This is a genomic window from Janthinobacterium sp. Bl 1 (genome assembly GCF_058215535.1).
The window spans coordinates 2,566,841-2,588,792 of the sequence record NZ_CM177086.1 but is presented as its reverse complement, the minus strand read 5'-3'; the positions used below and the strand labels follow the sequence as shown (position 1 = coordinate 2,588,792).

The 21,952-nt window shown below is 63.4% G+C and carries 26 protein-coding genes; 8 read left to right on the top strand and 18 right to left on the bottom strand.

The genetic code is table 11. The annotated features are described in order from the left end of the window. Nucleotides 1-6 precede the first annotated feature (6 nt). Nucleotides 7-897 carry a subclass B3 metallo-beta-lactamase gene (gene bla, locus AC4BCN_RS11760; RefSeq protein ID WP_490493364.1) on the top strand — a complete coding sequence of 297 codons (891 nt, stop codon included), beginning with the start codon at nt 7-9 and terminating at the stop codon, nt 895-897. 92 nt (nt 898-989) lie between these two features. Then, complete coding sequence (locus AC4BCN_RS11755; protein ID WP_485879605.1) at nt 990-1,469, top strand: META domain-containing protein; 480 nt, start codon at nt 990-992, stop codon at nt 1,467-1,469. Nucleotides 1,470-1,576: 107 nt separating this feature from the next. On the opposite strand, the gene epsC is transcribed toward AC4BCN_RS11755, so the two are convergent. Further along, the gene (gene epsC, locus AC4BCN_RS11750) at nt 1,577-2,515 is read right to left on the bottom strand and encodes a serine O-acetyltransferase EpsC (protein WP_092610475.1); all 939 of its coding nucleotides are present in this window, start codon (nt 2,513-2,515) and stop codon (nt 1,577-1,579) included. A 188-nt stretch (nt 2,516-2,703) separates the two neighbouring features. Between epsC and AC4BCN_RS11745 the strand changes: the two genes are divergently transcribed. After that, a complete protein-coding gene (locus AC4BCN_RS11745) occupies nt 2,704-3,879 on the top strand; it encodes a multidrug effflux MFS transporter (RefSeq protein ID WP_034757161.1) in 1,176 nt (391 codons plus the stop codon). An 80-nt stretch (nt 3,880-3,959) separates the two neighbouring features. On the opposite strand, the gene AC4BCN_RS11740 is transcribed toward AC4BCN_RS11745, so the two are convergent. Both AC4BCN_RS11740 and AC4BCN_RS11735 read right to left on the bottom strand, forming a co-directional pair. Then, nucleotides 3,960-4,256, bottom strand: coding sequence for a hypothetical protein (locus tag AC4BCN_RS11740; protein ID WP_490493363.1), 297 nt, complete (start codon nt 4,254-4,256; stop codon nt 3,960-3,962). Nucleotides 4,257-4,336: 80 nt separating this feature from the next. Further along, entirely contained in the window at nt 4,337-4,777 is a 441-nt protein-coding gene (locus AC4BCN_RS11735) for a carboxymuconolactone decarboxylase family protein (RefSeq protein ID WP_139092374.1), read from the bottom strand. 105 nt (nt 4,778-4,882) lie between these two features. Between AC4BCN_RS11735 and pdxR the strand changes: the two genes are divergently transcribed. Beyond that, entirely contained in the window at nt 4,883-6,355 is a 1,473-nt protein-coding gene (pdxR, locus tag AC4BCN_RS11730) for a MocR-like pyridoxine biosynthesis transcription factor PdxR (protein ID WP_490493362.1), read from the top strand. Here pdxR and AC4BCN_RS11725 read toward each other — a convergent pair. The 6 genes from AC4BCN_RS11725 to AC4BCN_RS11700 form a co-directional block, all read right to left on the bottom strand. After that, nucleotides 6,324-6,914 (bottom strand): DUF1287 domain-containing protein, encoded by a 591-nt coding sequence (locus tag AC4BCN_RS11725; RefSeq protein WP_490493361.1) that lies wholly within the window; start codon nt 6,912-6,914, stop codon nt 6,324-6,326. The two genes, pdxR and AC4BCN_RS11725, sit on opposite strands and share 32 nt — an antisense overlap. A 62-nt stretch (nt 6,915-6,976) precedes the next feature. After that, nucleotides 6,977-7,312 (bottom strand): DUF6616 family protein, encoded by a 336-nt coding sequence (locus AC4BCN_RS11720; RefSeq protein ID WP_490493360.1) that lies wholly within the window; start codon nt 7,310-7,312, stop codon nt 6,977-6,979. Nucleotides 7,313-7,328: 16 nt separating this feature from the next. After that, on the bottom strand, nt 7,329-8,075 hold the full coding sequence (locus AC4BCN_RS11715) for a DNA alkylation repair protein (RefSeq protein WP_490493359.1): 747 nt from the start codon (nt 8,073-8,075) through the stop codon (nt 7,329-7,331). Continuing rightward, nucleotides 8,072-8,581 (bottom strand): MarR family winged helix-turn-helix transcriptional regulator, encoded by a 510-nt coding sequence (locus tag AC4BCN_RS11710; protein ID WP_490493596.1) that lies wholly within the window; start codon nt 8,579-8,581, stop codon nt 8,072-8,074. The genes AC4BCN_RS11715 and AC4BCN_RS11710 overlap by 4 nt, the downstream gene beginning before the upstream one ends. A 71-nt stretch (nt 8,582-8,652) precedes the next feature. Further along, entirely contained in the window at nt 8,653-9,102 is a 450-nt protein-coding gene (gene trxC / locus AC4BCN_RS11705) for a thioredoxin TrxC (protein WP_490493358.1), read from the bottom strand. An 88-nt stretch (nt 9,103-9,190) separates the two neighbouring features. Further along, entirely contained in the window at nt 9,191-9,796 is a 606-nt protein-coding gene (locus tag AC4BCN_RS11700) for a LysE/ArgO family amino acid transporter (RefSeq protein WP_034757131.1), read from the bottom strand. 202 nt (nt 9,797-9,998) lie between these two features. Between AC4BCN_RS11700 and AC4BCN_RS11695 the strand changes: the two genes are divergently transcribed. Together AC4BCN_RS11695 and AC4BCN_RS11690 are read left to right on the top strand one after the other, a co-directional pair. Continuing rightward, on the top strand, nt 9,999-10,889 hold the full coding sequence (locus AC4BCN_RS11695; RefSeq protein WP_034757126.1) for a LysR family transcriptional regulator ArgP: 891 nt from the start codon (nt 9,999-10,001) through the stop codon (nt 10,887-10,889). 105 nt (nt 10,890-10,994) lie between these two features. Beyond that, on the top strand, nt 10,995-12,023 hold the full coding sequence (locus AC4BCN_RS11690; RefSeq protein ID WP_490493357.1) for an alpha/beta hydrolase: 1,029 nt from the start codon (nt 10,995-10,997) through the stop codon (nt 12,021-12,023). A 106-nt stretch (nt 12,024-12,129) separates the two neighbouring features. Here AC4BCN_RS11690 and phaP read toward each other — a convergent pair whose 3' ends face one another. The 6 genes from phaP to AC4BCN_RS11660 all read right to left on the bottom strand — a co-directional run bounded on the left by phaP (nt 12,130) and on the right by AC4BCN_RS11660 (nt 16,722). Beyond that, nucleotides 12,130-12,765 (bottom strand): TIGR01841 family phasin, encoded by a 636-nt coding sequence (gene phaP, locus AC4BCN_RS11685; RefSeq protein ID WP_128139779.1) that lies wholly within the window; start codon nt 12,763-12,765, stop codon nt 12,130-12,132. 274 nt (nt 12,766-13,039) lie between these two features. Next, the gene (locus AC4BCN_RS11680; RefSeq protein ID WP_051991844.1) at nt 13,040-13,375 is read right to left on the bottom strand and encodes a hypothetical protein; all 336 of its coding nucleotides are present in this window, start codon (nt 13,373-13,375) and stop codon (nt 13,040-13,042) included. 27 nt (nt 13,376-13,402) lie between these two features. Then, nucleotides 13,403-13,774, bottom strand: a complete 372-nt coding sequence (locus AC4BCN_RS11675; RefSeq protein ID WP_081368210.1) for a VOC family protein — start codon at nt 13,772-13,774, stop codon at nt 13,403-13,405. Nucleotides 13,775-13,889: 115 nt separating this feature from the next. Then, nucleotides 13,890-15,161, bottom strand: a complete 1,272-nt coding sequence (locus AC4BCN_RS11670) for a YncE family protein (RefSeq protein ID WP_490493356.1) — start codon at nt 15,159-15,161, stop codon at nt 13,890-13,892. Between the two features lie 54 nt (nt 15,162-15,215). Then, nucleotides 15,216-15,986 carry a creatininase family protein gene (locus AC4BCN_RS11665; RefSeq protein WP_490493355.1) on the bottom strand — a complete coding sequence of 257 codons (771 nt, stop codon included), beginning with the start codon at nt 15,984-15,986 and terminating at the stop codon, nt 15,216-15,218. 265 nt (nt 15,987-16,251) lie between these two features. Further along, nucleotides 16,252-16,722 (bottom strand): SRPBCC family protein, encoded by a 471-nt coding sequence (locus tag AC4BCN_RS11660; RefSeq protein WP_490493354.1) that lies wholly within the window; start codon nt 16,720-16,722, stop codon nt 16,252-16,254. A gap of 133 nt (nt 16,723-16,855) precedes the next feature. Between AC4BCN_RS11660 and AC4BCN_RS11655 the strand changes: the two genes are divergently transcribed. Beyond that, nucleotides 16,856-17,272, top strand: a complete 417-nt coding sequence (locus AC4BCN_RS11655; protein ID WP_490493353.1) for a hypothetical protein — start codon at nt 16,856-16,858, stop codon at nt 17,270-17,272. Between the two features lie 31 nt (nt 17,273-17,303). Then, nucleotides 17,304-17,741: a GFA family protein gene (locus AC4BCN_RS11650; RefSeq protein ID WP_139092385.1), complete on the top strand. Its 438-nt coding sequence runs from the start codon at nt 17,304-17,306 to the stop codon at nt 17,739-17,741. A 23-nt stretch (nt 17,742-17,764) separates the two neighbouring features. Here the strand turns inward: AC4BCN_RS11650 and AC4BCN_RS11645 are convergent, their stop codons facing one another. The 3 genes from AC4BCN_RS11645 to AC4BCN_RS11635 form a co-directional block, all read right to left on the bottom strand. Further along, nucleotides 17,765-19,411 carry a methyl-accepting chemotaxis protein gene (locus tag AC4BCN_RS11645; RefSeq protein WP_490493352.1) on the bottom strand — a complete coding sequence of 549 codons (1,647 nt, stop codon included), beginning with the start codon at nt 19,409-19,411 and terminating at the stop codon, nt 17,765-17,767. An 84-nt stretch (nt 19,412-19,495) separates the two neighbouring features. Beyond that, nucleotides 19,496-20,617 carry a patatin-like phospholipase family protein gene (locus AC4BCN_RS11640; protein WP_490493351.1) on the bottom strand — a complete coding sequence of 374 codons (1,122 nt, stop codon included), beginning with the start codon at nt 20,615-20,617 and terminating at the stop codon, nt 19,496-19,498. Nucleotides 20,618-20,930: 313 nt separating this feature from the next. Then, nucleotides 20,931-21,857, bottom strand: coding sequence for a LysR family transcriptional regulator (locus AC4BCN_RS11635; RefSeq protein ID WP_490493350.1), 927 nt, complete (start codon nt 21,855-21,857; stop codon nt 20,931-20,933). Nucleotides 21,858-21,952: the final 95 nt, after the last annotated feature.

Sequence of the window (21,952 nt, the reverse complement as noted above, 5' to 3'; positions counted from 1 at the left end):
AAAGCAATGCCCCCCACTCTTACACGCGCGCCGGCGCTGGCACTGGCCCTGCTGCTGGCCAGCCCCGCCGCCCATGCACAGACGCCGGGCTGCGACGTCTGCGCCACCTGGAACGCGGACCAGACGCCGTTCCGCATCTTCGGCAATACCTATTATGTGGGCGTGAAAGGCCTCAGCTCCGTGCTGGTGACGTCGCCGCAGGGCCACGTGCTGATCGACGGCGGCTTGCCTGAATCGGCGCCCAAGATCATCGCCAATATCGCCGCCCTGGGCTTTCGCATCGAGGACGTGAAACTGATCCTCAATTCGCACGGCCATATCGACCATGCGGGCGGCCTGGCCGAACTGCAGCGGCGCAGCGATGCGCTGGTGGCGGCAAGCCCGTCGGCCGCGCTGGACCTGGCGTCGGGCGAAGTGGGGCCGGACGATCCGCAATACCACGCGCTGCCCAAGTACCCGCCCGTCAAGGACATGCGCCTGGCGCGCGACGGCGGCCAGTTCAACGTCGGCCCCGTCAACGTGACGGCGCACGCCACGCCGGGCCACACGCCCGGAGGCCTGAGCTGGACCTGGCAATCGTGCGACGGCCCCCGCTGCCTGAACATGGTCTATGCGGACAGCCTCAACGCCGTCTCGCGTCCCGGCTTCAAGTTCAGCGCCAGCAGCGAATATCCGAACGCGGTGGCGGACTTGCGCCACAGCTTCGAGACCCTGGAAAAACTGCCGTGCGACGTGCTGATCTCGGCCCACCCGGAAGCGTCGCAGCTGTGGGAAAGGCTGGAAGCGAGTGCCACGGCCGGCAGCGAGGCGTTCATCGACCCGCAGGCTTGCCGTGCCTACGTGGCGACGGCGCGCACCGTGCTCGAGGCGCGCCTGGCGCAGGAAAAACAGCAGTGAACTTGCCAGCGAGCTTGTCAACCGTGCACGCTGGCGCGGCGCCGATCTGCTACGCTGGCGGCTATCATTCATCACTTGAAGAAGGATATGCCATGTTCACACTCGCCAGACTGATTCCTCTCGCCGCCATCGTCGCCATCACGGCCGGCTGCGCGCAAACGCCCGTGCGCAGTGACGCTGCCGCCGCCGCGCCAGGCGCCACCTCGCCCGCCAAGCCGGCGCCGAAGCTGACGGGCACGCAGTGGAAGCTGAAGGAATTGAAGGGCAAGCAAGTGGTACGCAAGGCGCCCGAGCAGCGCGAAGTGACCCTGCAGCTGGCCGAAGGCCGCGCCAGCGGCAACAGCGGCTGCAACCAGATGATGGGCGGCTACACCAGCGATGGCATCAGCACCTTGAACTTTGGACAGATGGCCGGCACCATGATGATGTGCCAGCCGCAGGACATGGACCTCGAGCGCCTGCTGCTGGCCACCCTGGGCGAAGTCAATGGCTACCGCTACGCCGACCAGGAATTGCTGCTGCTGAAGGATGGCGTGCCCGTGGCGCGGTATGAAGTCCTGACGGTGAAGTAAAACTGTGGGGTCAGACCCGTCGGGATCTGACCCCGCCCTTTGGGGTGCAGACCCCCGTCGGGTCTGACCCCAGCCCTAACTCTGGGGTTACACCCCTTCCGCCGCACCTAGTCATTACGCATCTGCGCCTGCGATACATTACTCTCCGGCGGCACGCTTTGCGTCAGCCACACATTCCCCCCGATAGTCGATCCCGCGCCGATGGTGATGCGCCCCAGCACGGTCGCGCCCGCGTAGATGACCACGTCGTCCTCGACGATGGGGTGGCGCGGCGTGCCCTTGATCAGCGCACCGGAAGCATCCGCAGGGAAGCGCTTGGCGCCCAGGGTAACGGCCTGGTACAGGCGCACGCGCTGGCCGATGATGGCCGTCTCGCCAATCACGACGCCCGTGCCATGGTCGATGAAGAAGGAGGCGCCGATGTGCGCGCCCGGATGGATGTCGATGCCCGTCAGGGTATGCGCGATATCGGCGATCAGGCGCGCGAGGAACGGTGCACCGAGCGCATGCAGGCGGTGCGCCAGGCGGTGGTACAGGATGGCGATGGTGCCCGGATAACACAGCATGATTTCGGCCACCGAGGTAGCGGCCGGGTCGCCCGCATAGGCGGCCTGCACGTCCGACACCAGCAAGGCGCGGATATCGGGCAGGCTGGCGGCGAAGGCGCGCGTAATGTCGCGCGCCTGCTGCGCCAGGGCCGCATCGTCGCTGGCGGCATCGCCCTCATCGCCGGCCGGTACGGAAAACAGCAGGCCGCGCCGCACCTGTTCGCTGAGGCGGTTCAAGGTGGTGTTGAGGGTGTCGCCGACAAAGTAGTCGATACTCTCGTCCGTCAGGTTGGGGCGCCCGTAATGGGTGGGGAACAAGGCCGCCGACAGGCCGTTGACGATGGTGGTCAGCGCTTCGCGCGACGGCAGTTCGCGCACCCTGCCGTTATGGCGGATCTTGTGCTTGTCTTCGCGCGAGCTGCGCAAGGCCTGGATCACGGGCCCCAGGTTCCACTGGGCCGTGTCGTCGGCGGGCGCCGCGGGATAAATGCTGTGCATGGGTATCGCTTCCAGAAAACGGCAAACAAGCCGGGTCGCCCCAGCTTAGCGGCCAGGCACTGCGATTCCAACGAAGAATTCCAAGATTACATATACGAAAAACGAATATCGACCACGTGGCGGCCAGCGATCAAACCCGATTGTTGCCACTAGCGTAAAATGACGGACTAACAAAAACACTGTTTAACATGACTAAATTATTAACATGGATCTTGGCGGGCCTGGCGATGGTCGGACCGCTTGCAATTGACACCTATCTGCCGTCGTTCCCCGCCATCGTGCAAGATTTCAATGCCAGCCCCCTGCTGGTGCAGCAAACCCTGAGCTTTTTCCTGTTCACGTTCGCCTTCATGATGCTGTTTTACGGCACCCTGTCCGACTCGTTCGGCCGCCGTCCCGTGATTCTCGTCTCGCTGGTGCTGTATGTGATCGCCTCCGTGGGCGCCGCGCTGGCGCCGTCGCTGGGCTGGCTGCTGGCCTGGCGCGTGCTGCAGGGACTTTCGGCGGGCGCCGGTTCCGTGATCGGCCGCGCCATCGTGCAAGACCGCTATTCGGGCGCCGCCGCGCAGAAAATCCTCTCGCACATCATGATGGTGTTCGCGCTGGCGCCGGCCATCGCCCCCGTGCTGGGCGGCTGGCTGCAAGTGGGCCTGGGCTGGCGCTGGATTTTCTGGTTCCTCACGGCGTTCGGCGTGCTGATGTTCGTCGTCGTCTGGCGCGCGCTGCCGGAAAGCTTGCCTAAGGAGCAGCGCCAAGCCTTCCACCTGGGCGACATCGCCGTCAATTACTGGAAAGTGCTGTGCCACCGCCAGTTCCTGCTGCTGTCGACGGCCATCGGCGCCGCCTTTGGCGGCTTCGCGCTGTACATCGGTTCGGCCGCCTACTTCATCATCAACATCCTGCACCTGCCGGAGACGGCATTCGCCTGGCTGTTCATTCCCCTGATCAGCGGCATGGTGTTCGGCTCGGCCCTGTCGGCGAAAATCGCCCACCGCTACAGCCAGCGCCAGATGATCTGGGCCGGCTTCATCTTGATGCTGGTGGCGGCCGCCGCCAACATCGGCTACAACTATGTCTTTGCCGCCGAAGTGCCGTGGGCCGTGCTGCCGCTGTTCTTCTATTCATTCGCCCTGTCGATCGCCATGCCGCCGATGACCCTGATGGCCTTGAACCACTTTCCCAACAACAGCGGCCTGGCGTCGTCGATGCAATCGTTCATCCAGATGCTGCTGTTCGCCCTCGTCTCGGGCCTGGTGGCGCCGCTGCTGTTCGACAGCGCCTTGAACCTGGCGTATGGCGTGATGGCGGGGCTGCTGGTGAGTTTGGTTTGCTGGGTGTTTGCGCAAGGGAAGAGCAACGCGTAGGTCGGATTAGGCCCGGAGGGCCGTAATCCGACAACATTATTGGCGGGTGACGTCGGATTACGCGCAAGCGCCAATCCGACCTACGGCCACGGCGCAGGGGTGACGTCAACATATTGCGCCCCGCCCTGCTCCGGTTCCGCTTCGTCCTTTTGCGACGGCTGGTTCAACGACCCGGCCGGCGAACGCAGACTCAAGATCTCCTTGCGCGTTTCGACGAAGTCGGCGGAACTGAGCGGGTGCTGCTGGTCTGGCCAGTGGCTGACGGCCCATTCCTGCAAGGCTTCGTAGCGCCGCCACAGTTCGGCGATGAATTCGCGGCGCGCTTCTTCCTGTTGCTCGGGCGTCTTGTCGGCGCCTTCCCCGATAGGTACTTGCATGGCTGCTCCCTGGCTGATCAATCGTCCTGCCAGCCTACGCAGGGGCAAGCCATGCGTCTGTTCGCGAACGAACAAAGAACTTATTCCGGCATCTTGCGAAAGCCCACGGCCAGGCGGTTCCAGGTATTGATGGAGCCGATGGCCAGGGTCACGTTGACCATTTCCGCCGGCGTCAATTGTTCCGCCAGCGCCGCATAGTCTGCGTCGGACGCGTGATTCTGCGGCAGCAGGGTCAGCGCTTCCGTCCAGGCCAGCACGGCCCGCTCGCGCGGCGTGAAGAACGGCGTTTCGCGCCAGACGGACACGGCATACAGGCGGCGTTCCGTTTCGCCCGCCTTGCGCGCGTCGCTCGTGTGCATGTCCACGCAAAAGGCGCAGCCATTGATTTGCGAGGCGCGCAGGCGGATCAGCTCGAGCAGCGAGTGTTCGACGCCCAGCTTGGCAATCGCCGCTTCCAGCGCGTACATGGCCTTGATGGCATCGGGCGAGGCTTGCATGAAATCGAGTCGTTGCTGTGTCATGATGGCATTCCTTGATAAAGTAGAGATGCATCATTGTAGAAGCGCAAGAAGTACGTGCGGCAGGCCAATCTCCCCGAAAAACAGCAGACCACCAGCAGGCACACCATGGAATTACATATCCTGATCGACGGCACGCGCGACCTGGGCGGCCAGCTGTACCGCCAGCTCAGCGAGGCCATCCGCTCGGGCCGGCTGGCGGACGGCCAGCAATTGCCGCCCTCGCGCCTGCTGGCCAGCCAGCTGGGCCTGTCGCGCAAGACGGTGTCCGACGTGTATGACAAGCTCGGTTATGAAAAGCTGCTGGTCGGCAAAGTGGGCGTGGGCAGCTTCGTGCAGACGCCGCACGCCTCGCCGCAACGGCGCCACGCCAGCACGCCGCTGGCCAGCGCGCAACGCATCGCCCGCTGGGAAGCGACGCCGACACCCTTGCGCCGCGCCAGCCAGGAAACGCCGGCGCGCTACGCCTTCATCGGCGGGCGCGCCACGCCCGCGCACTTCCCGCAGGATGAATGGCGCGCCTGCATGCTGCACGCGCTGCGCCAGGGTGGCCAGGCGCGCGGCCGTTATGGCCCCGTGGAAGGCTTGCCCGCCTTGCGCGCGGCGATCGCCGGCCATGCCGCCTTCAGCCGCGGCATCCATTGCACAGAAGAACAGGTGCTCGTCACCAGCGGCGCGCAGCAAGGCTTGCACCTGCTGGCGCAAACCCTGCTGGAACCGGGCGACATGGTTGCCGTGGAAGAACCCGGCTACCCGGTGGCGCGCGCCGTGTTCGCCAGCCAGGGCGCGCGCGTGGTGGGCATCGAAGTGGACGAGGATGGCTTGATCGTCGGGCAAATCCCGGACGGCACGCGGCTGATCTATGTCACGCCCGCGCATCAATTTCCACTGGGTATGCCGATGAGCATGGCGCGCCGCCATGCCTTGCTGGAGCGGGCGCAGCAACTGGGCGCCATCATCATCGAGGACGATTACGACAGCGCCTTCCGCTACGAGGGCCGGCCCGAGGATGCGCTGCAAAGCATGGACCGCTACGGCATCGTCGCGCACGTGGGCAGCTTTTCCAAGATCATGCTGCCGGAACTGCGGCTCGGCTATGTGGTGCTGCCGCAAGCCATCGTGGCCGCCGTGCAGACGGTGAAATACCTGAGCGATTGCCATACGGCCAGCCTGGGCCAGCATGCGCTGGCCAAGTTCATCGGCGACGGCCATTTGCTGCGCCACATCCGCCGCTGCCACGACATCTATGCGGGGCGGCGTGAGCGGCTGCTGCACTGGTTCAACGGCCCGCTGGCGCCATGGTTCCGCCTGGTGCCGGCCAGCGCCGGCTTTCACGTGGCGGCGCTGGCCCAGGCGCCGCTCGATATCGCTGAATTGCAGCGCCGCGCGCGCCTGGCCGACATCAGCCTGTATGCGCTGGCCAGCTTTTACCACGGTCCCGCCCGCCATGAAGGCCTGTTCCTCGGCTATGGCGCCATCGACAAGCTCGATATCGACACGGCGCTGGCCAAGGTGCTGGCGATTCTGCAGGAAATAGCACCGCTCCCCGTCAACGGGGCTGCCAGCGGTAGTGCCCCGTAATCGGATAGCTGAACAGAATATTTTCCTCGCGCGCGCCCTCGCCGATGTTGTGGATGATGAGCGGCACACCGCCCAACGACTGTTTGTCGCTGACGATGCCGATGTGCGTGAGGTTGCCCGGCAGGCGCCACGTGACAATGTCTCCCGCGCGGTAGGCCTTCTGTTCCTTGCTTGGCGGCAGGCTGGTGCCGTGGCGGGCAAAGTAAGTGCCCAGGTTCGGCACGCGGCGGTGGTCGATATTGCGGTCCGGCCCCTTCATCTGCCAGCGTCCCTGCTGCTGGTACACCTGCCACGCCTTGCGCATGTCTTCGTGCACGAGCACCTGCAAATCCTGCCCCAGCTGGCGGTAAGCGCGCACGATCACGTCCGTACACACGCCCCGCTCCATCGGCACGTCGCCGCCCGGATAGGCGAGCCGTTCGTAGCGCGGATCGTACTGCACGGTCACGCCCACCTGCTTGCGGGCGGCGACGACGAGGGCTTGCGGGGTGGCGGGGACTGCCGACGCCAGCATGGGCGCCAGGGCAAGCAACAGGGTGGAGAGCAATTTGGTCGGCATCAACGTCAGTGTTCGGATGGAAATGCCAACTTTACCTCAGTGGCAAGGAAAACGCCGTACACTTAGACCGCCGCCAGCTGCGCCAGGTGGCCAGGGAAATCCACGGCCGTGCCAGCCGCGTTGATGGTGTCGAAGTAATCATGCCAGCCCGTGGCGGCGATGCCGGCCAGCAAGGCGTCCAGTGCCGCCTCGTCCGGGAAGCGCCAGACGGCATAGAATTGCTGGGCAGCCGCGTGCAGCTTGCCGCCATCGATGGCGCCCATGGCCAGCGCTTCGGCGCCCATGCCGGACAAAGCCGCCATGCCGGCGCCGACCCTGTCGAAATACGCCTGGCGCGCGGCGCCATCGAGGGCCAGCCAGGCCGGTTTCGGGCTGTACAGTTCTAACAGATAATGCATGTTTTCCTCCCAAGAATTAAGAAAGCGAGCGCTGGGCGCGCTTGCAGATGCGTTGCGTCGCGGCAGCGGGGCTTTCCTGCAGCCATTGCGCGCACAGGCTGCGCACCCAGTCCGGCTGGCTCTTGGCCGCATCGTTGAGCCAGTTGGCCACGGAATCCTGTACGTAGACGGCCGGGTCGGCGCGCAAAGGCTGCAGTACGGGCAAGGCCAGCTGCGGCTGCGCTGTTAACCGGGCGATATGCGCGCACCACACGCCGCGCGGGCGCAGCGCTTCGCAGGCAAAGCGGCGCACTCTTTCCGACGGGTCCGCCGTCCACGGCGCCAGCAAGGTGATTGCTTCGTCAAGATGCGCCGCCAGATGGGGGCGCAGCGCCAGCCAGGCCCATTCACGCACGCCGAAGTGGCCATCGTCGGCCAGCAGCCGCATGGCGGCCAACCGCTGCGGCAAGCTCAATCCAGCCTGGGCGGCGATGGCAAAGCAGACCCAGCCGCGTACCGTGTCGGATGGGTGGGCTTGCAGCACAGCCAGATCGGCCTTGGCGTCCAGCAGCAATTGCGCCGCCAGCGCCATGCGCCTGGTGATGCCGTCTGCCGCCTGCGCGCGCATCTGCTCCAGGTGGGCGGCGCCAATACCGGGCACGGCAGCGGCAAGCAGCTGGGCGAAATCGATGGCCAGCCCTTCCGTCAGGGTGGCGCTGGGCACATTACCCCCGTTCAGCAGGGCCAGGCGCGCTGGCGCGATGTCGGCGATACCGCGGCTCATGCGGCACCCCGGTCCGTCTTGCGCCAGGCTTTTTCCAGCAGCGCGCTCAACAACTGCATTTCTGCCGGCGTGAAATCGGCAAACAGGCTGGCGATCCACTGCGCGTGCTCGTCGACCAGGGTCGCGGCGGCGGCTTCTCCCTTGGGGCTCAGGCGCACGAGCAGCTTGCGCCTATCAAACTGGTCCGCATGGCGCGCGAGGAAACCGTCGCGTTCCAGGCCGTCGAGCAAGCCCGTGATGGTGCCGCGTGTCACGCCGGCCCGCTCGGCCAGTTCGTGCGGCGAAAGTCCGTCGGGCACATCGCGCAACAGGGACAGCAAGACAAACTTGCCTTCCGACAAGCCATGCCGGCCCAGGCGCGCGGCGCAATCGCCATCGATGGCGGACGCCACGCCCAGCACTTCAAAACACAGGCGCAAGCGCGCCGTGGACGGCATCATGTCGAGACCGCTGGCGCGGCGCTGCACGTCACCGAGCAAGGCCGTGTATTTCTGTTCGAGTTTTATCATATGGCGCAATATAATATGGCGCCATATTAAATGTCAAATGAAAAACCGCAAAGGCTTTCTCTTGCTGCTCAAAGACGGGCTTTATCCCTCGCCCACGCGACGATGGCATTCGCATCGATGGCGCCCGGCTGGCGCGCCACTTCCACGCCCCTGCGAAACAGGGCCAGGGTGGGAATGCTGCGGATATTGAAACGGCTGCCCAGGTCCGGAGACGCTTCCGTATTCACCTTGACGACGCGAAACGCCGGCTCCAGGGTCTTGGTAGCCTGAACATAAAATGGCGCCATGCTGCGGCACGGGCCGCACCAGGGCGCCCAGAAATCGACCAGCACAGGAATGTCGCTGCGTTCGATATGCTTGAGGAAACGGGCGCTGGCCAGGTCCACGGGCTGGCCCGTGAATAAATCCTTTTGGCACTTGCCGCAAGTGGGCTGTTCCGCGAGCCGCGCAGCCGGCAAGCGGTTGACGGCGTCGCAATGGGGGCACACGATGTGCAGGGAGTCTGGCGTGGTGGTCATGGCATTCCTGGAAAGCATAGCGTCAAGTTGACGGCTATTCTACGGGGAATTGCCGCGCGCCGCAGGCAGGCTGCGGCGCTTGTCCCGCTTACAGGAACAGCGAGGCGGCGATGGCCCACATGACGAGGGCAATGATGCCGTCGAGCACGCGCCAAGCCATGGGCTTGGCAAACACGGGCGCCAGGTAACGGGCGCCAAAGCCCAGCAGGAAGAACCACAGGGCCGACGCCATGATGGCGCCGCCGGCGAAGTAGAAGCGTCCCACGCCTTCATGCTGGCCGCCAATCGAGCCGAGCAGGATGACCGTGTCGAGGAAGGCGTGCGGATTCAGCAGGCTGAACGCCAGCGCCGCGCCGATCACGGCCCAGTAGCCTTCGGGCGACTTGGCGGCCGACACCGTCAGGGCCGTTGGGCGCCAGGCCGACTTGGCGGCGCGCAAGCCGTAGGCGATCAGGAAGGTGGCGCCGCCGGCCTTGGCCCACAGCAGGAAATTCGGGTTGTCGGCGATGAAGGTGCCCATGCCGGCCACGCCGGCCGTGATCAACATCGCATCGCACACGAGGCAGACCAGGATACAAGTGAGCACGTAGTGGCGCTTCAAACCCTGTTTGAGCAAGAATGCGTTTTGCGTGCCGATGGCCACGATCAGGCTCGCGCCGAGCCCCATGCCTTTCAAGAAGATTGCGCTGTCCATATCGATTCCTTTATTGCTTTCCATCACGCGCACGGCCGCCCACGCTCTGCCGGCAACGGCAAAGTCATCAGAGGTAGGTGGAGGGTGGTGCGGAACCAGGAGGACCGCGCGGCAGAGTGGAGTTGTTACCCTATTTCAACAGTGTAAAGAAAAAGTAAATATAAGTATAATGAATGATTCTAACCATATATAAAAGAAACTTATGCGCGTCGTCGATTACCGTGGATTGGCCGCCCTCGACGCCGTGATCGGCCTGGGCAGCTTTGAAAAGGCCGCGCAGGCGCTGGCGATCAGCCAGCCGGCCGTGTCGCAGCGCATCCGCACCCTGGAAAACCTGGAAGGCACCCTGCTGATCATCCGCAGCCACCCGCCCATGCCGACGGAAGCGGGCCAGCGCCTGATCGCCCATTACCGGCAAGTCAAGCTGCTCGAAGCGGCGCTCGACGCCCAGCCCGGCCCCACCACGCAATTGCCGGCGCTGGCCATCGCCGTCAACGCCGACAGCGCCGCCACCTGGATTCCGGAAGCGCTGGGGCCGCTGCTATTGCCGCCGTCCTGCCTGCTCGATATCCGCCTCGACGACCAGGACCACACCTTGAGCCAGCTGCGCGAAGGGCGCGTGTTTGCCTGCGTCACCAGCGCCAACGACCTGGTGGCCGGCACCACGGCTACGCCGCTGGGCGGCATGCGCTACCTGTGCGTGGCCTCGCCAGGGTTCGCGCAGCAATGGTTTCCCCATGGCTTTACGGTGGAAGCCGTCAGCCAGGCGCCCGCCATCACGTTTGGCAGCAAGGATGCGCTGCATGAACGCTACCTGCAGCACCGCCTCGGCTACACGGGCCGCTATCCCCACCATGTGCTCGGTTCGGCGCGCGACTTCGTGCGCTTCATCGAAGCGGGCTATGCTTATGGCATGGTGCCTTTGCTGCAGGCGGAAACGGCGCTGGCCGCCGGCCGGCTCATCGACGTGGCGGCCGGGCAGGCGCTCGACGTGCCCCTGACCTGGCATGCCTGGGATATCCAGACGCCCCTCACGCGCACCCTGTCGGACGCCGTTATCGCCACGGCGCGCAAATGGCTGTTACAGGATTGATTGACGCATGCAACATTTATCTATACTAGACAGCAACTTCCCCGTGTGCGCCCTGCCCTGCCTGGCCTACACTGCAAGCATCAGCCATCACCACCGGGAGCTTGCATGACGATCCTGCGTACCACCCTGCTCGGCGTGCTGGCGGCCATCCCGCTCGCTGCCGGCCTGGCAGCCTGCTCGCCCTTGACCGCCATCAATGCCCTGTCGTCCGGCGGCGCCTCGCAAGTGACGCGGGACTTGGCTTACGGCCCCCTGCCACGGCAGAAACTCGATGTGTATGCCCCCAAGACCCGCACGGGGCCCGTGCCCGTGGTGGTGTTCTTTTATGGCGGCAACTGGACGACGGGCGAGCGCGCCGACTATGCCTTCGTCGGCCACGCGCTGGCCGCGCGCGGCTACCTTGCCGTGATCGCCGACTACCGGCTGTATCCGGACGTGCACTACCCCGAGATCTTGCAGGATGCGGCCCGCGCCGTGGCCTGGGCCGCGATGGAATCGCGCCGCCATGGCGGCGACCCGACGCGCCTGTTCGTCATGGGCCATAGCGCCGGTGCCTACAATGCGGCCATGCTGGCGCTCGATGCCAGCCTGCTGGCGCGCCACGGCATGCGTCCGCACGACTTGCGGGGCTGGATAGGCCTGGCCGGCCCCTATGATTTCCTGCCGATTGAAAACACCACCACCCGGCCCGTTTTCTTTTACCCGGACACGCCCGCCGCTTCGCAGCCGATTCACCACGTGACGGCCGACGCCCCGCCTGCCCTGCTGATCGCCCCGCTGCCCGGCAAGGACAAGCTGGTCAATCCGCAACGCAACACGGGCGGCCTGGCCAGCGCCTTGCGGGCGCTGCACCGGCCCGTGACGGAAACCTATTTCGACCACGTGGGCCACGCCACCCTGGTGGCTACGCTGGCCGGCCCCTTGCGCAGGCTGGCGCCCACACTGGATGCCGTCAGCGCCTTTATCGAGGCGAACAGCGGGACCGGGAGCGGTGACGCGGTCTCGTCCCCGGTCTTGCCCGCGGTCTTGTCAGATACAGCCTTGCCGGCAGGCATGGCCTTGCAGCCCCGCGCACCTGGCGCGGCCACGCCGGCGCCTGAGCCGCACGCCTACGACAAAACGCCCGCCCCATGAAGGGCGGGCGCTCTGCCCGAACCAATACGCACGATGCCGCGTGCTGGCTGGCCGCATAGCAAGGCTCGCCCCTCGCGATACGGCTCAGCTGCAAGCAGCCTCGTGCTTACTCTTTACGGCTGGTGCTGCCCTTGCTTTGTGCAGAGCCCGCTTGCGAGGCGCTGCCGCTGGCCGAGCCTTCGCTGCCGGCCGACTGCTGGCTGCCCTGGTGGCTGGCGCTTTGCAGGCTTTGACCGTCACGGCTTTGTGCGCCACGTTGCTGGTCGCGGTTGGCGCCGTTTTGCTGATAAGCCTGGAACGGTTCGGCCATGCGCTGCATCGCTTCCTGCTGCTTGCGCACGTTTTTCTCCGTTTCTTCCGAAGCGGTGCGGGCCACTTCTTCGGCCAGGGCCTTGGCGGTACGGCTCGTTTCATTCACATGACGCTCTGCCACATTGGCCAGTTCAACCTGCGTATCGGCGGCCAGGCGCGACACCTGTTGCTGGTACTTGCGCAGTTGCTCGGCGGCTGGCTGGCCCGATGCGGCAGCCACCTGGAACGCATCTTCAGCGCGCTCGACCGTCAGCAGGTTCTGGCTGGTGACCGTGGTTTCTTCCAGCAAGCCTTGCGCCAGCTGCATGTTCAGGTCACTGAACTGCTGCATCGATTGAAACAGCGACTTCGACAGGCCATTGAAAAAAGCCAGTTGGGCTTCCAGGTGATTTTTGGCGGCGGGGGTAACACTACGGGAATATGGATACATGGAGTTCCTCATTAAATAGCGGTTGGGTGAACATATGGCGGCACCACCGGCTGTAGAACGGATAGGCAGACGGCCGGGCTACGCCACGAAACGCGAAAAAACATATCCGGTTGGTGGGAAGATGCTTTGCAACGCGAGTCCCAAGGCTACGTGAGCACCGCAGGTGAGGGATGATCTGGATCAAAGGTGCGCCAGGCAGCGCAGAAAGTTTGTACTGGACAGCTTGCCCTTGGCAAACGTCAGTAACAGAGGGAGATATTTGTGCCAGGCAGGCTCAGCCAACGGCGCCCGTGCCTGGCACGACGGGCTTGTAGCCATGGCTGCGCAGCGAGGCTTCCAGCCAGCGGTTGCCATACCAGCCACGCGCCAGCAGGTAACTGAGTTCCGCGCCGGCCATCAGCAGCATCATCGGGCCGATGCGCATTCCTGTGGCGAGATGGCTGCCAAACCACAGGCAGGCATCCATCGCCAGCATGAGCAGCAACAGCCACCAGCGGCGCTTGGCGACGGCCCAGAACGAGCCCAGGAACAGGGCCGGCCAGGAAAAACCCGCTTTGACATAGGCATAGCGGCCGGCATCGTCGGCAAACAGGGTGGCGCTGTGCTTCATGCTGCTCTCTTCAGGTAATGCCCGACGTCAAGACTCGGGACGGTGGCAGACGGCTTCGACATTGTGGCCATCGGGCCCCAGCACGAAAGCGCCATAGTAATTCGGGTGGTACAGGGCGCGGATGCCTGGCGCGCCATTATCCTTGCCGCCCGCTTCCAGAGCGGCCTTGTAGAACGCATCCACCTGGGCACGGTTGTCCGCCGCGAAGGCCAGATGCATGCCGGCATGCGGCTTGTCGCCCACGCCGAACCAGAAATCGGGCTTGCCATCCTTGCCCATGCCAACCCAGCCCTGCTCTTCCATCACCACCGATACACCCAGGGGCGCCAGGGCGGCCGAAAAGAAGGCCTTGCTGGCCTGTGCATCGCTGACATTCAAACCGATGTGATCAAGAATCATAATGGTGCTCCCTGGAGGTAGTGGAATGGAAAATACAGTATGCGCCAATATTGCTTTTTAGGCAATCACGACTGTATATCCGCCGCAGTTACTCCAGGAAGCACCATGCGCCAGCCTAGCGCAGGTTACCCGTATGGCCGAGCGAATAGCGGCCCGGCTGCGGCCACACGGTCAGGCCATGCGGCTCCTGGCCAACTTTGACCTTGGCAACGTCGCCGCTGTTCGTATCGATGCGGTAGACCACGTCGTCGAAACGGCCGGACAGCCACAGATATTTGCCGTCGGCGGACACATTGCCCATGTCTGGGCTGCCGCCGCCGGGAATCGGCCAGTTCGACACGACTTTTTCCGTGGCGAAATCGATCACGCTGACGCTGCCCTTGCCCTTCGGCTTGCCGTGGATGCGGTGCGTGCCGCGGTTGGCCACGTACAATTTCTTGCCGTCACGGCTAGGGTACAGGCCGTGCGCGCCCACGCCCGTCTGGATGAAGCCGATTTCCTTCAGGGTGGCGCCATCGACGATGTGCACGCCGTCAGCGTCCATGTCGGCGATAAAGAATTTCTTGCCGTCCGGCGAGATGCGTATGTCTTGCGGCATGCCTTTCTTGACGCTGCAGATTTCATTCGCCGGGCCGCCCACGGGACCGGACTCGGCAAAGCGCTTGGCCGGCATCTGCAATTTCAGGTAGCCGTCGACCTTGCGGCCCACCAGGTCGATCTTGGCGATGGTGCCGTCGAACTCGCAGGTGAACATGGCGTAGCGGCCGTCATTGGAAAAATCGGCATGGTTGATGCCGCCGCACTGGGGCGTGTCGATCGAATACTGCACGGCCATGGTCTTCGGATCGCGGAAATCGAGGCGGTGGCGCGCTTCGGCCACGACGATGGCGGACTTGCCATCGGGCGTGTAGTACATATTGTAGGGGTCATCGACGGGCACTTCCTTTCCTGGCTTGCCCGTCAGGGGGTCGATCGGCGTCAAACTGCCCTTGTCCGTGCGCTCGGCATTGTTCGCCACCCACAGGGTGCGCAAGTCCCACGACGGCACCACGTGCTGCGGGCCGCTGCCGACCTTGAACTTGTCGACCACTTTCAGGCTGTCCTGGTCGATCACGTACACATCGTTCGAGCGCAAATTGGGCACGTAGACGCGGCGCAAGTGATCCTTGACGACGGGGCTCATATTGCTGCCGGCGATGCTGCCGTACACGTTTTTCGGGTCCACCAGCGGTGGCATGCCCGGCAGCGGCGAATACGCGGCGGCCGGCGCTACGGCAGCCGGGGCCGGCGTGCTGGCGCCGATGACCTGGCTGGCCACGCCCAGGCCGGCCAGTGCGGCAGCCAGGGCGGACAAGGTGACGATGGTGCGTCGTTGGAATTTTTTCATGTTATTTCGCGTCGTTTCGTTGCAAAAGCCGGAAGTTAATCACTTCCAGCGGAATTATTTAGTACGTTGCAGCAGCTGCTTGATGGCGGCCACCGACGTGTCCACCTGCAGCTTGATACCGATCTGGCCCAGTTCAGCCGTCGCCCGCGAGGCATCGCCACGCACGCCGTCCGCCACGCCGGGCTTGGGTCCGTGCGCCATGGCTTCGCTACGTACCAGCGACGGGTCCGTCGCCAGCATCAGCGCCGCGTCCGCCAAGCCCGCATGCAGGCCGATCTCGGCGCTGCTGTGGCCGCGCTTTTGCAGCTCGGCGATATAGGCCGATTGCGTGATGTCATAGTAGTCGAGCAAGGCGTAAGCACGCGCATCCTTGGCGGTGGCGGCTTTGCCCCAGGCGCGGTTGAGCTTGTTGGCCACGTTCTGTTCGTTTTTTTGATAGCCGCCATGGTCGCCGAGGAAGATGATGTCGCGGAAACCATGCTGGCGCAAGCTGGCAGCCGCCCCTTCCAGCACGGCTTCGAAGGCGGCGGACGGGATCGAGATCGTGCCGGCAAAGCGCATGTGGCCGGCCGGCGGAACAATCGCGCCTTCGGGCACATAGGAAACGACGGGCGCGACGATGGTATTGCCCAGTTTTTGCGCAATCTGCCGCGCCAGCAGCCCGGCGCGCACATTGTGCTTGCCCAGCGCGATATACGGCCCGCTTTGCTCGACGCCGCCGATGGGCACGAGCACGGTCGTGGCGCCATGGTCGATACGGCTGCGCAACTCCGTGCTCGTCAGTTCTTCCAGCATGACGCTGCTGCTGGCGGGCGCAGCCGCCATGACGGGCGCCGCTGGCAGCAGACAGAAAACGGTCAGGACGAACAGGGAAACGAGGGGTTGGGAACGACTGGATGGCGCGCAAGGCGCCAGAGGTACATTCGGCTGGGGGAACTGCAGAGTCATAAGCCAACATCTTTCCGAGGTCAAAGGCGCCGTGCCCGGCCTTGCCAGGCAAGCTGGCTGCCACGCAAGAATTGTATTCCATCATGAGGGGAAGGGCACGTTAATTTGACGCGGCAGTTTGCAAGGAATTGACGAGGGGAAACTATCTATCAGGCTGTTGTCGCGCTGGCCGCGCCGCCTCACCATCATGGAGAGTCTCGTTGCGCTTCTCGGCATAGGCCTTGAGCGAGCGCATCGTCCTGGGAAGCCCGTCCCGGACTTGCCTGGCAACGCCTGGCCCGAACAAAAAGGCAAGCGCTCCAGTGAACCACACGCGGTGAACGACTTCCGATCCGCCATCTGCCGCAACCACCGTGTGCTCGAAATGGATGCGGAACAAAGGGATGTAGCCTTCGACGGTGAACGAGCGGCCCGCGGAGCGCTCCGTGACGAGCATCGGAATGCCCATCCCCTTGCTGGGAACGATACGGCCATGTGTGCCCACCGCAAATGGCCCATTGAGCCGGGCTTGCTTTGTGTCCGGATCCCACTGATGCCATCGGTCGACCTCGCTCCAAATTTGATCGACGACCGTGGGCGGGACGGCAATGTGGATGCTTTCTTCGATTTGCATCAGTGGGTATCTCCCTATTAATATCAATATAATTGCATTCTGGTTATAGAAACAAATGACAAGGCATGTATCCACACCTGAGCACGATGCTACCCTAGAAACGCTGGCCAAGAGCCCTTAGATTTTGAAAATTATGAACGCAACACATTGGAGGGTTCAGGAGCTGCAGCATCACTCGGCCGATATTGTCTGGCTGGATGCCGAGGAAGCTCGCCGTGCCTATGATTTGGTTGGCCTTCATGACTCGAAGACGCATCCCGGCCTGAACGTTGACACCGTTGACTCAATCGAGCGGCTCGCCTTCGGAAACGATGTGGCCGCCGCAAGCAGCTGGTTACGCGCCCGTGTGCCGGGAATTCAGCAGGTCGTCGTGGTGTTTGGAGAAGACGAATGCTTCGTCTGCAGCAGTGTGTTCCTGATCGAGAACTGGTCCGATGTTTTTGTGCCGTCACGTGACGACGCGATGATCTATTCGAACGACACGCCGCTTATCCTGTTTTATTGCCATGAGAATGAATTCGAGCTGGGGCAGCGGATTGTTTTTGATTGAACGGCCATAAGCCGTCATTGAAAGGAAAAAAATGAAAAACACGGATGGAAAGTTACAAGGTTCATGCCATTGTGGATCTGTAAGATTTCAAGTTCGACTTATTGACGGACTCAAGACAGCACGGCGCTGCAACTGCTCCTATTGCCGCATGCGCGGTGCGATAGCGGTTTCTGCGGCGCTTCAGGATATAGAGATCACTTCTGGAGAGGAATTGCTCACGCTCTATCAGTTTCACACCATGCAAGCGAAGCACTACTTCTGCTCAAAATGCGGGATATACACACATCACCAACGCCGGTCAAAACCCGATCAATTCGGGATCAATGTGGCCTGCCTGGAAGGAATCAGTCCGTTTGACTTTGAAGAGGTAGCGGTCAACGAAGGCCGACTCCATCCAAAGGACAAAAGTGCTGGAGGCGGACCTGACATCGCTGGATACCTGCGCTTTTTTCCTAATACCGCCCCTTAAATGAACCGGAGCGGTCAAAAGATTTAGCCGCGAGCACTACGTCCCGGCAGCGCCACCCGCCGGCTCGCGGCAGCTGTTGCCGGGGCCGGCAAGCCGCCCGCCACTTTCAACACCGTCCCTTGGGCATCGCCACGCAGGCGGAACACGGCCACCACGTCGACCAGCTCGACGGCGCGGTCTTGCAGCGACGATGCGGCGGCGGCCGCCTCTTCCACCAGGGCCGCGTTTTGCTGGGTGACCTGGTCCATTTGCGAAATGGCCTGGTTGACCTGCTCGATGCCGGCGCTTTGCTCGTGGCTGGCGTTGGCGATATCGCCCATGATGTCCGTCACGCGGCGGATGCTGGCGACGATTTCTTCCATCGTCGCGCCCGCCTGGTCAACCAGCGCGCTGCCCGTGTTGACCTTGTCGACGGAATCCTCGATCAAGCCCTTGATTTCCTTGGCGGCCGCCGCAGAGCGTTGCGCCAGGTTGCGCACCTCGGTGGCCACCACGGCGAAACCACGGCCCTGCTCGCCCGCGCGGGCCGCTTCGACGGCCGCGTTCAGCGCCAGAATATTGGTTTGGAAGGCAATGCCGTCGATCACGCCGATAATGTCGGCGATCTTCTTCGCCGATTCATTGATCGAGCCCATCGTGCCCACCACTTGCGCCACCACGGCGCCGCCCTTGCGGGCCACGTCCGAGGCGGACACGGCCAGCGAGTTCGCCTGGCGCGCATTGTCCGTATTCTGGCGCACGGCCGAGGTCAGCTCTTCCAGGCTGGACGCCGTTTCTTCCAGCGATGACGCCTGCTGCTCCGTGCGCACGGACAAGTCCGCGTTGCCGGCGGAAATCTGCGCGGCCGCCACGCTGACCGTATCGGCCGAGGCGCGTACGGTGGCGATCACGCCGACGATGCGCTCGAGGAACTTGTTGAAGGCCGTGGCCGTGCGACCCACCTCATCCATGCGCTCGACGGGCATGGCGGCGGACAGGTCCAGCGAAGCGCTGACTCTTTCCAATGTATGTTCAATATTGCCCAGGCCGCCGCTGATGGTGCGGTAAATATGCCAGGCCAGCGCGCCCGTCAGCAGCACGGCCACGCCCAGCACGGCCAGCATGGTGTTGAACGCCGTGTCGTAGGCGGCCAGGCTTTCCGCCTTCACGTCATCGACCAGCTTGTTGTTGTAGGCGATATGGTCATCCATGCTCTTTTTCGCGGCGGCGGCCGTGATGGCCAGCGGCGTGCCGGCCAGCAAGGTGGCGCGCACGCCATCCATGTCGCCCGCGTAGGCGGCGGCAAAGAATGGCGCCAGCGCGCGGCGGTAGGCTTCCATGGCGGCCTGGTCGGCGTCGAGCATCTTGCTGTCCGTCGCATCGTACAGGCGCTCGGCGCGGTAGGTGGCGATGATCTTGTCGAAATTCGTGTTGGCGTCGGCCACGGCCTTGTCCAGCGCCGTCTTGTCGGCCAGGTTAGAGAACACGGACAGGCGGTAGCCGGCCAGGCGCGAATCGGCCAGGAAACCCTTGGCCGCATTCAAGCCCTGGATGCTGGGAATGATGCGGTTTTGTACGGTGTCGAAACGCTCTTGGGCGCGCTGCAGCTGGATGGCGCCGCCGGCGCCCAGCAATAGCAGGGCCAGCAAGGCGATGGTGAGGGTCAGAATTAATTGCTTGGTGATATTCATGGTGTGTCACAGTAAAAAAGTGGCCTGGCAAAGCCAGGCGGGATAAGAGCTGCCGATCAGGTGACCGGGATCGCTTGCTAGCGGCTAAGCTGCCAGCGGGGCGGCGTCGGGCAAGCGGCGCAGCAAGTCGCCATGCTGGCGGCAAAACGCCAGGCCCGCCTTGTAGCCCACGTCGAACAGCAACTGCATGTTCGAACTGGACCAGTCCAGGGTGTCGGGCCAGTGCTGCTCGGGAATGCCGTCCATCAGGTCGAGCTTGAGCAAACGCCGCTTGGGCTGGCCCGTGCGCGCATCCGTGTTGTGCTCGAGCTCAAACAGGCGCAGCTCGCTCTTGGAAATTTTCACGAGCGGCGTGATGATGGAGCGCACCCAGGCGTCGTACAGGTTGCGCGGCTTGCGCAGCAAGCGTTCGTCACCGAGGATATCGAGGATGACCAGGGTATCGGCGTCATGGTGCTCGCCCTTGCCTTCGATAAACGGGTCGAAATTGAGCGTATCGAGGGCCGCGCCTTCGATGTAGTCGTCGCCAGCGATGGTCGTCGGTGCATACAGGAACGGGAACGACAGGGCCGCGCGCACGTGGATCGGTTCGATCTCGTGCTTGCCCCAGATTTGCATGCGGTGCTCGCTGAGGTTGTAGGCATTGATGTAGAAATCGGGGCGCATGCGCGCCACGCCCGAGAAATCCACGGCTTTTTCAAGGAAGGGCAAATGCGCGCACAGGCCCAGGCTTTTCGCCGACAAGTCCGATGGCGACAGCGACGACACCATCAGCTTGCCCCAGTCGGACCAGGCCGTGGGCACGCCCGCAAACGTTTGCTGGAAGGCCTGAAAAAAAGGATTGTTGGCTGGCGGCTGGAAGGCGTCGCGGAAAGTGCTCGCATGCATGCCCGGCTTCTGGAAGACCTTGTAGTTGATCGGGATCATCTTGTAGATGCTGTCGGCCACGCCCGTGTCGGCCCAGCTTTGCAAGGCCTGGCGCGGTGTGGCCTCGTGCGGCGTCGTGTAAAGCAAACCCATCAGCACGCCGGCGCCCGAGGCGGAAATGACGTCGAACTCGATGCCCTCGTCGAGAAAAGCGGCCAGGGCGCCGGCGATAAGGGTGGAATTTGGTGCGCCGCCACCAAGCAGCAGCCCCGTTTTGCGGGCCGGTTTCGCTGTCGTAGCTGGCGCCGGATCCGGCGTCGTCGTCGTGACTGTCTTCATGCACACTCCCTGAACGGAACGGGGTTACCATCCCTTAATTGTTGGTTACTACACGCTTATGGCGCCTAATTCTGCACAGGTCCCTGCCAGCGACCAGCCGATGCAACGTTGCAGAAACAGATATGAAATTAACATAAATAAATTCCTTATGGCAATTTCCATAACGAATGATGGGTATTCAGAAAGGGTATAAGTTGATGCCGTGCGGCATAGCTTGATGCGGTGCAGCAAATATAAATTCGGCGGCGTTAGGATTAATCGCTTTGGGGTAGGAATATTCCCCAACCTGCCGCCAGGGCGGCGGCCAGGGGCATCAAGGGAGTGGCGCGGGGCCGGGAGGGAGCGAAGAGAAATGCAGGTGGGTACACAAATGGTCAACAAAGACGCGAATCTTCGGCGACAGGTGGCGGCTTGACGGCCACAGCACCCAGAACTTGCTCGAATGCAGCAAGTAGCTGGCCAGCACGGCTTGCAGTTCGCCGCGCGCGATGGCGTCACGCACGATAAAGTCAGGTAAATAGGCGAGGCCCACGCCCTGCGTGGCGGCGCCGATCAAGGCTTCGATATTGTTGCAAGTCAAGGCGGTCGGCAAGCGCAACTCGCCGCCACTGTCGCCCTCGGCGCGCTGCAGCGCCCATTCCTGCAACTTGCCTGTGGTGGGAAATTTGTAGCGCACGCAGGCGTGCCCTTCCAGCGCGCGCGGCGTGGCTGGCACGCCATGGCCGGCGAAATACAAGGGAGAACCGACGATGGCAAAGGCGAACGGCCCCAGTTCGCGCGCCATCAGCCGCGAATCGGTGAGCGTACCGCTGCGCACGGCCACGTCGACGCCTTCGGCCACCACGTCGACGAGGCGGTCGTTGAAATCGAGGTCGAGCTCGATCTCCGGGTACAGCCGCGTAAATTCCGCCAGCAGGGGCAGGATGATGCGGTAGCCGATCACGGGCAGGCTGACGCGCAGCTTGCCGCGCGGCGCTTCTGCCAGGTGCGACAGTTCCGCCTCGGCATCACCGAGGTCGGCCAGGATGCGTTGGCAACGCTCGTAAAACAGCGCGCCCTCGTTGCTCAGGCTGATGCGCCGCGTGCTGCGGTTGAGCAGGCGCACGCCCAGCTTTTCTTCCAGCCGCGCCACGCTCTTGCCCACGGCCGAAGCCGACACACCGAGCAGCCGCCCGGCCGCCACATAGCTGGAAGTTTCCGCCGCGCGCACGAAGGCGGCAATGCCGTTCAGATTATCCATGCGATCTCACTGTCTCTATTAGGGAATATTTGTCCGTTATGAGCGGATTTTCAGCCACTTTTTCACAGATTACGTCCATATTATCATCGGATTCC

Excerpts from the sequence above, each read along its gene's own strand:
- AC4BCN_RS11670 (WP_490493356.1), bottom strand. The coding sequence starts at position 15,161 with ATGAAAAAATTCCAACGACGCACCATCGTCACCTTGTCCGCCCTGGCT.
- AC4BCN_RS11725 (WP_490493361.1), bottom strand. The coding sequence starts at position 6,914 with ATGCCGACCAAATTGCTCTCCACCCTGTTGCTTGCCCTGGCGCCCATG.
- AC4BCN_RS11655 (WP_490493353.1), top strand. The coding sequence starts at position 16,856 with ATGAACGCAACACATTGGAGGGTTCAGGAGCTGCAGCATCACTCGGCC.
- AC4BCN_RS11720 (WP_490493360.1), bottom strand. The coding sequence starts at position 7,312 with ATGCATTATCTGTTAGAACTGTACAGCCCGAAACCGGCCTGGCTGGCC.
- AC4BCN_RS11640 (WP_490493351.1), bottom strand. The coding sequence starts at position 20,617 with ATGAAGACAGTCACGACGACGACGCCGGATCCGGCGCCAGCTACGACA.
- trxC (WP_490493358.1), bottom strand. The coding sequence starts at position 9,102 with ATGACCACCACGCCAGACTCCCTGCACATCGTGTGCCCCCATTGCGAC.
- AC4BCN_RS11715 (WP_490493359.1), bottom strand. The coding sequence starts at position 8,075 with ATGAGCCGCGGTATCGCCGACATCGCGCCAGCGCGCCTGGCCCTGCTG.
- AC4BCN_RS11680 (WP_051991844.1), bottom strand. The coding sequence starts at position 13,375 with ATGAAGCACAGCGCCACCCTGTTTGCCGACGATGCCGGCCGCTATGCC.
- AC4BCN_RS11755 (WP_485879605.1), top strand. The coding sequence starts at position 990 with ATGTTCACACTCGCCAGACTGATTCCTCTCGCCGCCATCGTCGCCATC.
- AC4BCN_RS11700 (WP_034757131.1), bottom strand. The coding sequence starts at position 9,796 with ATGGACAGCGCAATCTTCTTGAAAGGCATGGGGCTCGGCGCGAGCCTG.
- pdxR (WP_490493362.1), top strand. The coding sequence starts at position 4,883 with ATGGAATTACATATCCTGATCGACGGCACGCGCGACCTGGGCGGCCAG.
- AC4BCN_RS11690 (WP_490493357.1), top strand. The coding sequence starts at position 10,995 with ATGACGATCCTGCGTACCACCCTGCTCGGCGTGCTGGCGGCCATCCCG.
- AC4BCN_RS11665 (WP_490493355.1), bottom strand. The coding sequence starts at position 15,986 with ATGGCGGCTGCGCCCGCCAGCAGCAGCGTCATGCTGGAAGAACTGACG.
- AC4BCN_RS11745 (WP_034757161.1), top strand. The coding sequence starts at position 2,704 with ATGACTAAATTATTAACATGGATCTTGGCGGGCCTGGCGATGGTCGGA.
- AC4BCN_RS11650 (WP_139092385.1), top strand. The coding sequence starts at position 17,304 with ATGAAAAACACGGATGGAAAGTTACAAGGTTCATGCCATTGTGGATCT.
- AC4BCN_RS11735 (WP_139092374.1), bottom strand. The coding sequence starts at position 4,777 with ATGACACAGCAACGACTCGATTTCATGCAAGCCTCGCCCGATGCCATC.
- AC4BCN_RS11660 (WP_490493354.1), bottom strand. The coding sequence starts at position 16,722 with ATGCAAATCGAAGAAAGCATCCACATTGCCGTCCCGCCCACGGTCGTC.
- AC4BCN_RS11635 (WP_490493350.1), bottom strand. The coding sequence starts at position 21,857 with ATGGATAATCTGAACGGCATTGCCGCCTTCGTGCGCGCGGCGGAAACT.
- phaP (WP_128139779.1), bottom strand. The coding sequence starts at position 12,765 with ATGTATCCATATTCCCGTAGTGTTACCCCCGCCGCCAAAAATCACCTG.
- AC4BCN_RS11675 (WP_081368210.1), bottom strand. The coding sequence starts at position 13,774 with ATGATTCTTGATCACATCGGTTTGAATGTCAGCGATGCACAGGCCAGC.
- epsC (WP_092610475.1), bottom strand. The coding sequence starts at position 2,515 with ATGCACAGCATTTATCCCGCGGCGCCCGCCGACGACACGGCCCAGTGG.
- AC4BCN_RS11740 (WP_490493363.1), bottom strand. The coding sequence starts at position 4,256 with ATGCAAGTACCTATCGGGGAAGGCGCCGACAAGACGCCCGAGCAACAG.
- AC4BCN_RS11645 (WP_490493352.1), bottom strand. The coding sequence starts at position 19,411 with ATGAATATCACCAAGCAATTAATTCTGACCCTCACCATCGCCTTGCTG.
- AC4BCN_RS11695 (WP_034757126.1), top strand. The coding sequence starts at position 9,999 with ATGCGCGTCGTCGATTACCGTGGATTGGCCGCCCTCGACGCCGTGATC.
- bla (WP_490493364.1), top strand. The coding sequence starts at position 7 with ATGCCCCCCACTCTTACACGCGCGCCGGCGCTGGCACTGGCCCTGCTG.